Source organism: Lysobacter sp. HA18 (assembly GCF_054057595.1).
The window spans coordinates 2,858,725-2,872,044 of record NZ_JBSRZL010000001.1; the positions used below are offsets into that span (position 1 = coordinate 2,858,725).

15 protein-coding genes, 1 other RNA gene, 1 pseudogene and 1 riboswitch are annotated in these 13,320 nt (G+C 68.0%); of the genes and pseudogenes, 5 read left to right on the forward strand and 12 right to left on the reverse strand.

Annotation, left to right across the window (positions count from 1 at the left end):
* Positions 1 to 43 precede the first annotated feature (43 nt).
* The 5 genes from ftsL to rsmI form a co-directional block, all read right to left on the reverse strand.
* On the reverse strand, positions 44 to 307 hold the full coding sequence (gene ftsL / locus ACVWWW_RS13920; RefSeq protein WP_027081874.1) for a cell division protein FtsL: 264 nt from the start codon (positions 305 to 307) through the stop codon (positions 44 to 46).
* Complete coding sequence (gene rsmH, locus ACVWWW_RS13925) at positions 307 to 1,245, reverse strand: 16S rRNA (cytosine(1402)-N(4))-methyltransferase RsmH (protein ID WP_027081873.1); 939 nt, start codon at positions 1,243 to 1,245, stop codon at positions 307 to 309. The genes ftsL and rsmH overlap by 1 nt, the downstream gene beginning before the upstream one ends.
* Positions 1,246 to 1,256: 11 nt before the next feature.
* Positions 1,257 to 1,703 carry a division/cell wall cluster transcriptional repressor MraZ gene (gene mraZ, locus ACVWWW_RS13930; RefSeq protein WP_027081872.1) on the reverse strand — a complete coding sequence of 149 codons (447 nt, stop codon included), beginning with the start codon at positions 1,701 to 1,703 and terminating at the stop codon, positions 1,257 to 1,259.
* 351 nt (positions 1,704 to 2,054) lie between these two features.
* Positions 2,055 to 2,467: RNase P RNA component class A (gene rnpB / locus ACVWWW_RS13935), an RNA gene on the reverse strand.
* Between the two features lie 49 nt (positions 2,468 to 2,516).
* Positions 2,517 to 3,341 (reverse strand): 16S rRNA (cytidine(1402)-2'-O)-methyltransferase, encoded by an 825-nt coding sequence (gene rsmI, locus ACVWWW_RS13940; RefSeq protein WP_027081871.1) that lies wholly within the window; start codon positions 3,339 to 3,341, stop codon positions 2,517 to 2,519.
* Positions 3,342 to 3,401: 60 nt separating this feature from the next.
* On the opposite strand from rsmI, the gene ACVWWW_RS13945 reads away from it, so the two are divergent.
* From ACVWWW_RS13945 to ACVWWW_RS13965, 5 genes are all read left to right on the forward strand, one after another.
* Positions 3,402 to 4,793, forward strand: coding sequence for a penicillin-binding protein activator (locus tag ACVWWW_RS13945; RefSeq protein ID WP_081671923.1), 1,392 nt, complete (start codon positions 3,402 to 3,404; stop codon positions 4,791 to 4,793).
* 1 nt (position 4,794) lies between these two features.
* Complete coding sequence (locus ACVWWW_RS13950) at positions 4,795 to 5,172, forward strand: YraN family protein (protein WP_027081870.1); 378 nt, start codon at positions 4,795 to 4,797, stop codon at positions 5,170 to 5,172.
* Positions 5,172 to 5,684 carry a metal-dependent hydrolase gene (locus ACVWWW_RS13955; protein WP_027081869.1) on the forward strand — a complete coding sequence of 171 codons (513 nt, stop codon included), beginning with the start codon at positions 5,172 to 5,174 and terminating at the stop codon, positions 5,682 to 5,684. The genes ACVWWW_RS13950 and ACVWWW_RS13955 overlap by 1 nt, the downstream gene beginning before the upstream one ends.
* 149 nt (positions 5,685 to 5,833) lie before the next feature.
* On the forward strand, positions 5,834 to 6,451 hold the full coding sequence (locus tag ACVWWW_RS13960; RefSeq protein ID WP_036141001.1) for a uracil-DNA glycosylase family protein: 618 nt from the start codon (positions 5,834 to 5,836) through the stop codon (positions 6,449 to 6,451).
* A 25-nt stretch (positions 6,452 to 6,476) separates the two neighbouring features.
* Complete coding sequence (locus ACVWWW_RS13965) at positions 6,477 to 7,280, forward strand: hypothetical protein (protein ID WP_027081867.1); 804 nt, start codon at positions 6,477 to 6,479, stop codon at positions 7,278 to 7,280.
* Here the strand turns inward: ACVWWW_RS13965 and thiL are convergent.
* The 7 genes and pseudogenes from thiL to ribD all read right to left on the reverse strand — a co-directional run bounded on the left by thiL (position 7,271) and on the right by ribD (position 13,215).
* Positions 7,271 to 8,269, reverse strand: a complete 999-nt coding sequence (thiL, locus tag ACVWWW_RS13970; protein ID WP_027081866.1) for a thiamine-phosphate kinase — start codon at positions 8,267 to 8,269, stop codon at positions 7,271 to 7,273. The two genes, ACVWWW_RS13965 and thiL, sit on opposite strands and share 10 nt — an antisense overlap.
* A gap of 26 nt (positions 8,270 to 8,295) precedes the next feature.
* Positions 8,296 to 8,763: a transcription antitermination factor NusB gene (gene nusB / locus ACVWWW_RS13975; protein ID WP_027081865.1), complete on the reverse strand. Its 468-nt coding sequence runs from the start codon at positions 8,761 to 8,763 to the stop codon at positions 8,296 to 8,298.
* Positions 8,760 to 9,239 (reverse strand): 6,7-dimethyl-8-ribityllumazine synthase, encoded by a 480-nt coding sequence (ribH, locus tag ACVWWW_RS13980; RefSeq protein WP_027081864.1) that lies wholly within the window; start codon positions 9,237 to 9,239, stop codon positions 8,760 to 8,762. The genes nusB and ribH overlap by 4 nt, the downstream gene beginning before the upstream one ends.
* 69 nt (positions 9,240 to 9,308) lie before the next feature.
* Positions 9,309 to 10,410, reverse strand: a pseudogene (gene ribB, locus ACVWWW_RS13985) (3,4-dihydroxy-2-butanone-4-phosphate synthase).
* Positions 10,407 to 11,006: a riboflavin synthase gene (locus ACVWWW_RS13990; protein WP_027081862.1), complete on the reverse strand. Its 600-nt coding sequence runs from the start codon at positions 11,004 to 11,006 to the stop codon at positions 10,407 to 10,409. The pseudogene ribB and the gene ACVWWW_RS13990 overlap by 4 nt, the downstream one beginning before the upstream one ends.
* A gap of 135 nt (positions 11,007 to 11,141) precedes the next feature.
* A riboswitch (FMN riboswitch) is annotated at positions 11,142 to 11,285 on the reverse strand.
* Positions 11,286 to 11,362: 77 nt separating this feature from the next.
* A complete protein-coding gene (locus tag ACVWWW_RS13995; RefSeq protein ID WP_027081861.1) occupies positions 11,363 to 12,121 on the reverse strand; it encodes a class I SAM-dependent methyltransferase in 759 nt (252 codons plus the stop codon).
* Positions 12,118 to 13,215 (reverse strand): bifunctional diaminohydroxyphosphoribosylaminopyrimidine deaminase/5-amino-6-(5-phosphoribosylamino)uracil reductase RibD, encoded by a 1,098-nt coding sequence (gene ribD, locus ACVWWW_RS14000; RefSeq protein WP_027081860.1) that lies wholly within the window; start codon positions 13,213 to 13,215, stop codon positions 12,118 to 12,120. The genes ACVWWW_RS13995 and ribD overlap by 4 nt, the downstream gene beginning before the upstream one ends.
* Between the last annotated feature and the right edge of the window lie 105 nt (positions 13,216 to 13,320).

The window sequence follows — 13,320 nt, forward strand, 5'->3', positions numbered from 1 at the left end:
TTCGTGCGCTGGTTGCGATCGCGACGGGAATCGCCCGCGGTTCTCATGGGCGAATCACCACGATGTCATTGCCTTCCGGAAACTTCATGCCCAACCGGTCGCGCGCGACCTGGTCGATGCGGTTGGATTCGGCCCACGTCGCCTGCTCGAGCTGCAACCGGCCGAATTCGATGTTCAGATCGTCGCGCGCACGCTCGAGCTTCGACGCCTGCACGAACAGCTGGCGATGACGCTGGCGCGTTTCGACGATGGCCAGCGCCGTCACGACATTCGCGACGATCAGCATGGCGAGGAGGACGCGCAGGATCACGCGGCCTCCGGGAGTTTTTCTGCCACGCGTAACACCGCGCTGCGCGACCGCGGATTCATCGCGATTTCCGCGTCGTCGGCCTTCATCGCGCCGCTGATGTCACGCAGCGTCGGCGTGAACTCGACTTCGACCGGCATGCGGCGATTGCCCGCCGGCGCTTTCGCATGACGCGCGATGAACTGCTTGACGATGCGGTCTTCCAGCGAATGGAAGCTGATCACCGCGAGGCGACCGCCGGGCTTCAGGCGCGCCATCGCCGCGTCGAGTCCGTCTTCGAGATCGCCGAGTTCACGATTGATGTGGATGCGGATCGCCTGGAACGAACGCGTGGCCGGATGGATCTTCTGGTCGCCACGCGGAACGACCGACGCGATGAGATCGGCGAGTTGTGCGGTGCGCTCGATCGGCGTTTCGGTGCGGCGCGCGACGATCGCACGTGCGATGCGGCGGCTCTGGCGTTCTTCGCCGAAGGTCCACAGCACGTCGGCGATCTCGCGGTCGGTCGCGCTGTCGATCCACTCGGCAGCGCTGACGCCGGCGTCGGGATCCATGCGCATGTCGAGCGGGCCGTCCTTGCCGAACGAGAAGCCGCGCTCGGCGACGTCCAGCTGCGGCGATGACACGCCGAGGTCGAACAGGATGCCGTCGAGGCCGTTCGCCGCCGCGTCCCAATGCGCGAGGTCGATGAAGCTGCCGCGGTGGATGGCCACGCGCGGATCGCCACCGAACTCTCGTTCGGCGACGGCGATCGCGTCGGGATCCTTGTCCATCACGAGCAGGCGACCTTCGGGTCCGAGCCGCTCCAGTACGCCGCGGGCATGCCCGCCACGACCGAACGTGCCATCCAGATACGTTCCATCCCCAACGACACGCAGACCATCCAGGACCTGCGCGTACATCACCGGGAGGTGGCCTGTGAGCGCGGCGCGCTCCATGCCACCGGCCGTCACAGCGTCAGATCGAGCAGCCCGTCGCTCAGATCGTCGTCAGAGATGGTCTGGCGGATCTGCGCGTGGTGGGCCTGCTCGCTCCACAACTCGAATTTGTCGCCCATCCCCAGCAGCACGGCGCGCTTCTCGATGCCGACCGCGGCACGGTGGCTCGCGGGCACGCTGATGCGGCCGTTGGTGTCGGGCTCGACGAAGGTCGCGGCACCGACCAGCTTCAGCTGGAATATGCGGCTGGTGCGCTTGGTCTTCGGCAGCGCATTGACCTGATCGCGCACGCGCTCCCAGACCGGCTGCGGATAGAGGTAAAGCGACCCGGACTCGAACGGGTTGTACGTGAACACCAGACGGCCGCCGCACTCACGCGCAATGACATCGCGGTACGCGGTGGGAACCGCGAGCCGACCCTTGTCATCGATGGTGATGGCGCTTTCGCCCTGGAACACGGACCTGCCCCTTCCGGTCGCCCGTCTTCACGCGGGCTTGATGGTGACGGGGAAACCACGAAATACCCGGTTTTCCCACGTGGAGCCACCTTATGCCCCGTCCAGAGGGTTGTCAACAATCCTGAGCAGTCATTTTTGTAAGTGAAGTCAACAACTTGCGGCGCACTTGAGAGACTTGTTCAAGCTTTATCCACAAGCTGCTGTTTTGTCTCAAATGTTGAGACAACAATCACTTGGACGCGGATCGTCACCGAATGTCCACAGGCTCTACAGCCGGCTTCACGGAGCTAACCGCCCGTCGGCGGGGCGGGCTACGGCTGCTTGGCTCAAGTGGTTGATCGCAAAGGAAAGTGGCGGAGCCGGCCGGTAAGCCGGGTTCTGTCGTGGACAGTCATTCCTCTAGACGACGCGTCACCGCGCCGCTCAAGCAACCTACCCGGAGACACCGCGGGCCGCGGCATCGTCTCCCTATTTGGTCTTGCTCCCGGTGGGGTTTGCCGTGCCGGTCCGTTGCCGGACTCGCGGTGCGCTCTTACCGCACCGTTTCACCCTTGCCTGTGCCCTGCCCCCGCCTTTCGGCGGTCCGGAAGCACTTGGTCGGACTACGTCCGACAAGTGTTCCGAAGCGGCAGGGCCATCGGCGGTCTCTCTCTGTTGCACTTTCCGTCGGCTCGCGCCGCCCAGGCGTTACCTGGCACCGTGCCCTGTGGAGCCCGGACTTTCCTCGGCATTCTTGCGAATGACGCGACTGTCTGGCCGACTCCGCCGCGCGCAGTGTAGCGGCGCAGCACTGGTCGGGCCTGAATTCGTCGATCAGCCCTCGCCGCCGTAGAGCGCCTTGCGCGGCGCGCCGGTGAGCTCGGCGGCGATCTTGGCGGCCTGCGACGGCTTGAGGTGCGCGCACAGCGTGGCGTAGACGCGACGGCCTTCGCTGAGCACGGCGTCTGCATCTTCCGGCGCGCCCTCGACGATCAGCACGAACTCCCCCTTGCGCTGGTTGGGATCGGCCGCCACCGCCGCGTGCAGCGCCGGCAGGTCGCCGTCGAGCACCGTCTCGAACAGCTTGGTGAGTTCGCGACCGAGAACGGCCCGACGCGGGCCGAAAACCTCGGCGAAGTCGGCCAGCGCTTCCTCGATGCGATGCGAAGCTTCGTAGAAGATCAGCGTGCGTGGCTCGGCGATGAGCGACGTCAGCCTTTCGCGGCGTGCGCCGGATTTCGCCGGCAGAAACCCTTCGAACGCGAAGCGGTCCGACGCGATGCCCGCCACGCTCAGCGCCGCGATCGCCGCGCAGGCGCCGGGTACCGGGGACACGCGGATGCCCGCCTCGCGCGCGCCGCGGACCAGCCGGAAGCCCGGATCGCTCACCAGCGGCGTGCCCGCATCGCTGACCAGCGCCAGCGACTGCCCGTCGCGCAGACGGCCGACCAGCTGCGCGACCTGCGCGTCCTCGTTGTGCTGATGCAGGGCGACCAGCGCCTTCTCGATGCCGAAATGGGCCAGCAACTGGCGCGTGTGGCGCGTGTCCTCGGCGCAGATGGCGTCGACCGAGCGGAGCACCTCCTGGGCGCGGGCACCGAAGTCGCCAAGGTTGCCGATCGGGGTGGCGACGACGTGGAGCGTGCCGGAAGTCTGCATCGTGGTCCTGCACGGGGGCGCGGGTAGAATCGTAACCCGGTCCACGCCGATGCCCGCGCGATGCTCAACGCCGCTCCCGTTTCATTCCGTTCGATCACCCGCATCGCCACGCTCATGCTGGCGACCGTGCTCGTCTTCGGCTGCGCGCAGTCGCCCACGCGGCCGACCACGCCGGTTGCCGCCGAGAATTCGGCGACGCGCGACACGATCCGCCAGGCCAGCGAACTCGCGGCCGCGCTGTCGACCCAGACCGGCACGCAACGCCACGACGCCGAAGCGCAGATCGATCGCCTGATCGGCCAGCTCGACGACGCGACGCTGCAGCGCGAAGCGCAGCGACTCGGCGCGGACGATCCGCTGTACAGCTATGTCGGTCGCGCACTGCTGCGTCGCGGTCTGCCGCTGCCGCATGCGTTCGCACGCGCCGGCTGGAATTTCGACAACCGCCCGCCTGCCGATCGCGACGGCTATCGCCCGCCGGTGAAGCTCGCGGTGCTGCTGCCGTTGTCGGGCCCGCTCTCGGTGGCAGCGCGCCCGGTCCGCGATGGTTTCCTCGCCGGTTACTACGGTGAAACGCGTCGTCGTCCCGAAGTGCGTTTCTATGACACCGCCGGCACGCCGGCCGGTGCGATGTCGGCCTACGACCGCGCCAGCACCGACGGCAACGATTTCGTGGTCGGCCCGCTCGGTCGCGACGAAGTCGGCGCGTTGTTCGGTCGCACTGAACTCGCGGTGCCGATGCTTGCGCTCAATCGCGGCACGCAGTCTCCGCCGCAGGGCCAGTCGAGTTTCTCGCTGTCGCCGGAAGACGAAGGCCTCGCGGCCGCCGACTTCCTGATGCGTCGCAACGCGCACAACGTGCTGGTGATCGCGTCGAACGAGGAGACGCAACGTCGTGCCGTCGCTGCACTGCGCGATCGCCTTGCGGCACGCGGCGGCAGCGTGGTTGCGGTGGCCGACGACAGCGCGACGGACTTCGCGCCCGTCGCCGCGGGCAAGCAGATCGACGCGGTATTCCTCGCCACAAAGGGCAACATCGCGCGCGCCATCGTGCCGCGCCTATCCGCTGCGGGCCTGGCCGACAAGCCGCGCACGGCGACGTCGCAGATCCTCTCCGGAACCGGCAAGGCGGAAGATGACCGCGTGCTCGACGGCATCGCGTTCCCCAGCGAATCCTGGGTGACGCATGGCGTGCACGGCCTCGCCACCGCCGAAGCGACGGGCGCACGCCTTCCGAGCGCGAAGGGCGCCGCCGGCAAGCTGTTCGCATTCGGTTTCGACGCGTGGCTGCTCACCGCGTATCTCGATTCGCTCGGTCACCAGGCCGATGCATCCGTCGAAGGCGCGACCGGCGTGCTGCGTCTCGACGGCTTCGGCAACGTGCAGCGCACGCCCGCGTGGTCGACCTTCACCAACGGCGACCCCGCGCCGCTGGCCGACGCCGCACGCTGACGTGCCACTTGCTTCCACGCGCTCGCGCGGCGCGCGCGTGGAAGCGGCAGCGCGCGAGCACCTGATCCGCGCGGGCCTCGCACCCGTCGCGGCGAACGCCAACTACCGTTTCGGCGAACTCGACCTGGTGATGCGCGATGGCGCAACGCTGGTCTTCGTCGAAGTGCGCTACCGCGCCGACGACCGCTTCGGCGGCGGCGCGCAATCGATCACCCACGCGAAGCGGCGCAAGCTGGTGCAGGCCGCGAGCGCGTTCCTTGCTGCGCATCCGCGCTGGTCCGATGCGTCGTGCCGTTTCGACGTCATCGACGCGAGCGGTGACGTCGAACGCCCGACGCTCACCTGGCTGCGCGACGCGTTCCGCGCGGATGACGCCTGATGCCAAGCATCGTTGGCCATTTCGCGGTGCCGCTCGCGGTTCGCATCGCGCGCGCGATGCCACCGCGCTTGCTCGCCGTCGGTTTCGTTGCATCGATGCTTCCGGATGCGGACACCGTGGGCATGCTGTTCGGTGTCGAGCGCGGCACGCTGTTCGCGCATCGAGGCATCACGCATTCGTTCGCCTTCGCGCTCGTCGTCGCGTTGATCGCGATGTCGTCAGCAAGCGCGCTGCAGACAACCGCGCGACGCGCCGGCGCATTCGTGTTCGCCTGCGCGATCTCGCATCCGCTGCTCGATCTCTGCACGAACGGCGGACCGGGCGTGATGATCGGCTGGCCGCTATCGAACGCGCGCGTGTTCGCGCCGTGGCGGCCGATCGAGGTCTCGCCGATTGGTGCGGCGTTCTTCAGCGCGCGCGGGCTGGACGTCGTGATGTCGGAGCTGGTCTGGGTGGTCATGCCGGCGCTGCTGCTCGCATTCGCCGCGAGAGCCTTTCGGCGACGCGCGTAAGTACGCCTCCGGCATCGGTGCAGGCGCGACCCGCCGCGCTATTTGGCAACCGCTGGCGTATCGACTCGGACCGCATCCTTGACCTTGGCAAAGCACTGCCACGCACCGCATAAAGCGCAAGTTCCAGCGCCATCGTGCATCGTTCGCCCATGGCCCTCGACGCCGCCCTCGACGCCCTCCTCGACTCGATCCGCGCCTGCCGCCTGTGCGAAGCGCATCTGCCGCTGGGCCCGCGCCCCGTACTGCGCGCGTCGCCGACGTCACGCCTGCTGATCGTCGGCCAAGCGCCGGGCACGCGCGTGCACGCCAGCGGCGTGCCGTGGGACGACGCCAGCGGCCGGCGCCTGCGCGACTGGCTGCAGGTCGATACCGACACGTTCTACGACGAAGCACGCATCGCGATCGTGCCGATGGGTTTCTGCTACCCGGGACGTGCAGGCAGCGGCGATGCACCACCGCGTCCGGAATGCCGCGCTACATGGCACGGACAACTTCTGCCGCTGTTGCCGAACCTTGGTCTGACGCTGTTGATCGGCCAGTACGCGCAGGCCTATTTCCTCGGCGATCGCCGCAAGGCCACGCTCACCGACACCGTGCGCGCGTGGCGCGACTACGCGCCCGATGTCATCCCGCTGCCGCATCCCAGCCCCCGCAACGTGGCTTGGTTCAAGGCGAATCCGTGGTTCGAGGCCGAGATCCTGCCCACACTTCGTAAGCGTGCGAGGTTGCTGCTGGACGGTGCTCGCCAGCGGCACGGCACCGGCTAAGGTAAGTCGCCCAATCGAGACTTCCATGCGCCGTTTGGCAGCTCTAGTCATCGCGACACTCTTTACGATCGCGCCGCTCAGCGCCGCCGAGCGTGCGCCCATTCGGGTGATGTTCGTCGGCAACAGCCTGACGTACGTAAACAACCTTCCGGGCGTGGTTGTCGCTCTCGCGCGCTCACAGCCGAACGGACCTGCGATCGAGACCGTCACGTACGTCGCGCCCGGTGGCTCGCTGCACGAGCGCTGGGAGGACGGCGTCGCTGCGACCGCGTTGCGCGATCACCACGTGGACGTTCTCGTGCTTCAGGAGCGCGGCGCGGTTCTGGGCTGCATGCAGTCCGACGTCGACCGCGTGTCCAGCGACTGCCGTGACGCGCTCGTTGCGCATCGTGCGTTCGCGACACTCGCTCGCGAACTCGGCACGCATGTGGTGCTGCTCGAAACCTGGTCGCCCGATGCCGGCGGCCAACCGGCGCAGCACGAAGGAGCCTTGCGCATCGCCGGTCGGATCGGGGCGACCGTCGTGCATGCCGGTGACGCGTTGCAGGCACAAGCACGGGCGACGTCTCGTGCCGCGACGTTTCCCGACGGTATACATCCATCGCTGGGCGCGACACTCGTCATGGCGGCGCAGCTCTACCAGGTCATTGCGGGGACGCCGCCCGTGCCTGTGACATTGCGCATCGACGTGCCGCTGTTGCCGCTCACCGCAGCGATCGATCCGCGCGTGCCGCTCGAGACAGGACTGCCGGTAAAGCCTGCGAGCGTCTACGTGCTCGCGCCCGAAGCCCTCGCACCCGTGCTCGAGCGTGCAGCGCGCTATCGCTGATCAGGTGTCACGAAATGATCGAAGCCGGTGCGTGTCGGCGACCACGGATCGCCCGCGTCATCGATCGCGATGACGCCGCGGCCGCTATCAACGGTGCCGATCCGCGTTACGGAGACGCTCGCATCGCCTGCGATCGACTCGATGTCCATCCTGGCAGAGGCCGGCGCGGTGAAGCACAGCTCGTAGTCATCGCCGCCGCTCGCCTGCAACCGGCGCAGGTCGTCGCCGCCGAACGCCGCACGCAATTGCCCGCATGCCGGCAAAGCATCGACATCGATATGCACGGATACCCCGCTCGCCTTCGCGATGTGCCCGACATCCGCAAGCAGCCCGTCCGATACATCAATGCACGAGGTCGCGACACCAACGAGCCCTCGACCGAGCACGATACGTGGCATTGGCCGATCGAGCCGGCGCTGCAGCACGCTCGCAATATCCGAATCGACGGCAGCCGGCGCGGCGACAGGCCCGATGCCGCGCAACGCAAGCGCGCCGGCCGCGTCGCCAAGCGTGCCACTCACCCAAACGTCGTCACCAACGCGAGCACCGTCGCGACGTAATGCGCGGCCCGACTCGACAAAGCCATGCACGGTGACGCAGATCGACAGGGGCCCGCGCGTGGTGTCGCCACCGACAAGCGCGACTCGGTGCAATGACGCGAGTTCATCGAGGCCGTCGAGAAACTCGCCCAGCCAAACGTCGTCCGCAGCAGGCAACGACAGGGACAACGTGCACCACGCGGGTTCTGCACCCATCGCCGCAAGGTCGGACAGATTCACCGCCAGCGCCTTCCAGCCGATCTCTGCAGGCGCGGTATCGAGCGGGAAATGCACGCCGGCGTTCAACGTGTCCATCGCGACGACGAGCTGCCGGTCGCTCGGAACGCTCAGCAGCGCGGCGTCATCACCGATGCCCAGCACGACGTCGTCGCGCGCGATGACGCGGCGACGGATGCGGTCGATCAGGTCGAATTCGCCGGGCGCGGTCATGCGGGCGTGCGCGGCGGTGTCGTGCGTCAGCGCGGACGGCGCGCGGCCTGCACTTCCGGGGCGCGCCAGTCGGCGGCCGCGTGGTCGAGCACGCCGTTGATGTACGTGTGGCCGTGCTCGGCGCCGAAGCGCTTGGCGGTTTCGATGGCTTCATTGATGACGACGCGGTACGGCACGTCCGGGCGCATGCGCAGTTCGTATGCCGCGATGCGTAGCACCGCGCGTTCGACGGGATCGACCTGGTCGACATCGCGATCGAGGAACGGTTGCAGCGCTTCGTCCAGCGTCACGTGGTTGGCGTCGACGCCGCGCACGATGTCTTCGAAGTATTCGAGGTCGGCGATCTCGCGCGCCTGCTCGTGCGCGAACTGGGCGATGACTTCGCGCACCGGCGCGCCCGACAGCTGCCAGGCGTACACGGCCTGCAGTGCGCGACGACGCGCGCGCGAACGCAGTACGGGATCGATGCCGTCGCGGCGGGGACTCTTGTTCATTCGTTCGCTCCAGGCAGCTGCGTCAGCAGGTGCGCCATTTCGATGGCGACCAGCGCCGCTTCCTCACCCTTGTTGCCATGGCTGCCGCCCGCGCGCGCTTCCGCGTCTTCGAAGCGATCGACCGCCAGCACGCCATTCGCGACCGGCACGCGGTGCTCGAGCGCGACGCGCATCAGCCCGTCGGAGCAGCCGTCGGCCACCTGCTCGTAGTGACGCGTGTCGCCACGCACCACGCAACCGAGCGCGACGATCGCGGCATGCGAGCGCGCCTGCGCAAGTCGCGCCGCGGCCACTGGAATCTCCCACGCACCCGGTACGCGGATCACGTCCACCGCCGCGTCGTCGACACCATGGTCGGCGAACGTCTTGCGCGCGCCGGCCACCAGCGTGTCGGTGATACGCGGATTCCAGCGGCTGGCGATGATGGCGTAGCGCGCGCCAGCGGGGCTGCGCAGATCGCCTTCGAGATGCGGCATGGGCCGGGGCTTCCGGAGAGGGTCGGCAATTCTAACGGGTGGGGCCGGTCCGGCCGGTGAGACGTGGCCTCAGCGGGCCACGTCCACGTACTCGACGACTTCCAGGCCGAAGCCCGCCAGGCCGATCTGCTTGCGCGGCGTGCCGATCACGCGCAGCCGCCCGAGGCCGAGGTCGGCCAGGATCTGCGCGCCCGCGCCATTGCGTCGCCACTCGGCGAGCCCGCCGCGATCGCCCTCCTCCGCCGGCTGCTCGCGGATGCGCGCGAGCAGCGCGTCAGCACCCGCGGGCTCGGACAGCAGCACCAGCGCGCCGCGACCTTCCGCCGCGATCCGCGCCAGCACGTCGCCCACCGCCGGGCCGAAATCGGCGCGACGCCAGTGCAGCGCGTCGGCCAGCGGATTGAGCATGTGCACGCGCACGAGCGTCGGCGTGGCCGGATCGACGTCGCCGCGCACCAGCGCGTAGTGCAGCGCATGGCTGACGCGGTCGCGGTAGACGGCAAGGTTGAACGGGCCGTGCTCGGTTTCGATGACGCGAGACTCCACGCGCTCGACCGTGTGTTCGTTCTCGAGCCGATAGCGGATCAGCGCCTCGATCGAGCCCATCTTCAGCCCGTGCTCGCGCGCGAACACTTCGAGCTCGGGACGACGCGCCATCGAACCGTCGGGATTCAGGATCTCGACCAGCACGCCGGCCGGCTCGAGGCCGGCGAGCAACGCGAGGTCACTCGCCGCTTCGGTATGACCCGCACGGCTGAGCACGCCACCCGGCTGCGCCATCAATGGAAAGATGTGGCCCGGCTGGCTGAGGTCGTGCGGCGCGGCGTCCGGACGCACTGCGGTACGCACGGTATGCGCGCGGTCGTACGCCGAAATGCCCGTGGTGACGCCTTCCGCGGCTTCGATGCTGACGGTGAAGTTGGTGTGGTGCGGCGAGGTGTTGTCGCCGCACCATCGGCGGCAGGCCGAGTTGTCGGCAACGCTCGCGCGTCAGCGACATGCACACCAGCCCCCGCGCATGCGTGACCATGAAGTTGATGTCCTGCGGCCGCACGAGTTCCGCGGCCATGATCAGGTCGCCTTCGTTCTCGCGATCCTCGTCGTCGACGATGACGACCATTCGGCCGGCGCGGATTTCTTCCAGCAGTTCGGGAATCGTCGCGAAGCTCATGCGCGCTCTCCGGTGAGCAGGCGTTCGACGTAGCGCGCGACGAGATCGATCTCGAGGTTCACCGCGTCGCCGATATTCGTTGAGGAAAAAGCGGTGTGCGAAACGGTATGCGGAACGAGTGCGACGTCGAAGCCTTCATTGTCGACTTCGTTGACGGTGAGGCTCACGCCATCGACGCAGATCGAGCCCTTCTTCGCGATGTAACGCAGTAGCGCGGTCGACGCTGAAAAACGCCAGCGTTGCGCACGCGCGTCGTCGTGCACGGAGACCACCGCACCGACGCCATCGACGTGGCCGCTGACGAGATGCCCGCCGAGGCGATCGTTCGGTCGCATCGCGCGTTCGAGATTGACGGCCGCACCGGCCGCGAGGCGGCCGAGCGTGGTTAGCGCAAGCGTTTCGGTCGACGCATCGACCTCGAACGACGACGTATCGAACGCGACGACGGTGAGGCAGACGCCGTTCACCGCGATGCTCTCGCCGAGGCGCACGTCGTCGAACGGGAGCGTGCCGGTGGCGACGCGCAGACGGACGTCGCCGCCGCGCGGCTCGACGGCGGCGATCGCGCCGACGCCTTCGATGATGCCGGTGAACATCAGCACGCCTCCTGCAGGGACGCGGCGACGCTGTGATCGTGATAGCTGGGCATGAAACGTTTCTCGCGAATGAAGTGGCGAAAAACGACCCAAGGCATGAGGCGCACGCACGCGACGCCGAAGCCTGCATGCGAACGCCGTCTTCTTTCATCCGGACTGTAACCGTCGGCTCCGGCATTCGACCGGATCTGCTGACCCTCCGCATCACGGAGGCGCTCGCGGGCTTGCACTTTCGCGCCTACCGCCGGTGGGGAATCGCACCCCGCCCTGAAGACGTCATGGAAGCCGGCGAACCGGCGCGCGAAGTTTACCACCCGGCTTTCGGACACCCGGCGGACGCAGCGTTGCGTGCGCGGTCAGGCAGGCTTGCGGCGCAGGTGCAGGAACAGCGGCCAGGTGATGCGTCGCACCGCTGCAGGGTCGCCCCATGCATCGCGCAGTACGTCGCGATGACGCGCGACGGGATCGCCACCCGTACGTTCGCGATGACGCGCCACGGCTGAGAAGCTGTTCATGTAGCCGATGAGCCGATCGAAGTTCCAGTCGACCGCAAGCTGCAGCGGCGGCACGTCGAGAGGCTCGAACGGCCAGTCGTAATCGCGGTAGTGACGCAGCACGAGCTCGCGCTCCGGCGGCCAGTCGCGTTCGATAGCCGCGCGGAACGCCGCGACCGCCGACTCCATGCCGACCGGCACATCGAAGTCGTCGTAGCCCCACGCGGCGAGCACGCCGCCCGGCCGCAGCACGCGATCGCATTCGGCGAAGAACGCGGGCACGTCGAACCAGTGCATCGCCTGCGCGACCGCGACCAGATCGACGGAGTTGTCGAACATCCACGTGTGTTCGCCGGGCTCGACCGTCAGCGTGACGTTGTCGACCGCCGCGTCGTTCGCCCAGTGCTGCGCGAGTTGCTGCGCGCTCGGATCGGTGGCATGCACGTGCGCGAAGCGCGCGGCGAGGTCGCGCGTCGCCTGCCCGCTGCCGCAGCCAGGCTCCCAGACATGCGCATGCGACGGCACGTGCGCCGCGATCGCGTCGAACAGTGCAGCCGGATATTCGGGACGCGCAGCGGCATAGGCCTGCGCGACGCCGGAGAAATGGTCCTTGATGCTCATCGCGCGGGCCGCATCAGCAGGCGCAGGTCGTCGCCGGTATGCCGCGAGTCCACGATGCGCATCGCAAGGCGTTCGCTCATCTGCTGGATGTCGAGGCCGTCGAACAGCGGACGCGCTCCCGCGCCGAGCAGCACCGGGGCGACGTAGAGCAGAAGTTCGTCGACGAGACCCGAGGCGATGAATCCGCCGGCGAGCGTCGCACCCGCTTCGAGCTGCACTTCGTTGATGCCGCGCTCGCCGAGCAGCTTCATCACCGCGTCGAGATCGAAACGTCCGTCATGCACCGGCGCCGCGGCCATCTGCGCGTCGCACTCCTTCGGCACGCGTACGTCGGGAGCGTGGATGTAGAGCGTCGGCGCGTCACCTTCGCGAACCCGGCCGCGACGAATGGTCGCAAGGCCGGGATCGAGTACCACGCGCAAAGGCGGCACGAACGGCGTGTCGTCGCCAAGGCGAACGGTGAGTTGCGGATCGTCGGCGAGCACGGTGCCGGCGCCCGTCATCAATGCCGACGCACGCGCGCGCCAGCGCTGCACGTCCATGCGCGAGGCTTCACCGCTGATCCATTTCGAATCGCCGCTCGCGAGTGCGGTGCGGCCGTCGAGGCTCGTGGCGAGCTTGATGCGCAGCCAAGGGCGGCCACGCTCGACGCGCGACAGGAAACCGCGATTGAGTTCGCGCGCTTGCGCTTCCATCAATCCGGCTTGGACTTCGATGCCTGCCGCACGGAGTTTCTCGAACCCCGCGCCGTCGACCTTCGGAAACGGATCGCGCATCGCGGCGACGACGCGCACGACGCCAGCTTCGATCAGGCTGTCGGCGCATGGCGATGTGCGTCCGGTATGCGCGCACGGTTCCAGCGTGACGTACGCCGTCGCGCCGCGTACGCGCTCGCCCGCCTCGCGCAGCGCGAATACTTCCGCATGCGGTCCACCAGCGCGTTCGTGGAACCCTTCACCAACGACTTCGCCATCGCGCACCAGCACGCTGCCGACCATCGGGTTCGGCCGCGTGGTGTATGCACCCCGTTCGGCGAGACGCAATGCGCGCGCCATCATCGCGTGGTCGAGGGCGGAGAACGCGGCGTCGGTCATGCGTTGGGCTCGATGTCGAGGTGATGCGAGGCCTGCGGGCACGTCGCATTCGCCGAAAAGTTGTAGGCGTCGTTGGAACGTGGCGCGACATGCGCGCCGAACATC

Excerpts from the sequence above, each read along its gene's own strand:
- ACVWWW_RS13990 (WP_027081862.1), bottom strand. The coding sequence starts at position 11,006 with ATGTTCACCGGCATCATCGAAGGCGTCGGCGCGATCGCCGCCGTCGAG.
- ACVWWW_RS13995 (WP_027081861.1), bottom strand. The coding sequence starts at position 12,121 with ATGAGCATCAAGGACCATTTCTCCGGCGTCGCGCAGGCCTATGCCGCT.
- ACVWWW_RS13945 (WP_081671923.1), top strand. The coding sequence starts at position 3,402 with ATGCTCAACGCCGCTCCCGTTTCATTCCGTTCGATCACCCGCATCGCC.
- ACVWWW_RS13960 (WP_036141001.1), top strand. The coding sequence starts at position 5,834 with ATGGCCCTCGACGCCGCCCTCGACGCCCTCCTCGACTCGATCCGCGCC.
- ribH (WP_027081864.1), bottom strand. The coding sequence starts at position 9,239 with ATGCCGCATCTCGAAGGCGATCTGCGCAGCCCCGCTGGCGCGCGCTAC.
- ribD (WP_027081860.1), bottom strand. The coding sequence starts at position 13,215 with ATGACCGACGCCGCGTTCTCCGCCCTCGACCACGCGATGATGGCGCGC.
- rsmI (WP_027081871.1), bottom strand. The coding sequence starts at position 3,341 with ATGCAGACTTCCGGCACGCTCCACGTCGTCGCCACCCCGATCGGCAAC.
- thiL (WP_027081866.1), bottom strand. The coding sequence starts at position 8,269 with ATGACCGCGCCCGGCGAATTCGACCTGATCGACCGCATCCGTCGCCGC.
- nusB (WP_027081865.1), bottom strand. The coding sequence starts at position 8,763 with ATGAACAAGAGTCCCCGCCGCGACGGCATCGATCCCGTACTGCGTTCG.
- ACVWWW_RS13955 (WP_027081869.1), top strand. The coding sequence starts at position 5,172 with ATGCCAAGCATCGTTGGCCATTTCGCGGTGCCGCTCGCGGTTCGCATC.
- ACVWWW_RS13965 (WP_027081867.1), top strand. The coding sequence starts at position 6,477 with ATGCGCCGTTTGGCAGCTCTAGTCATCGCGACACTCTTTACGATCGCG.
- rsmH (WP_027081873.1), bottom strand. The coding sequence starts at position 1,245 with ATGGAGCGCGCCGCGCTCACAGGCCACCTCCCGGTGATGTACGCGCAG.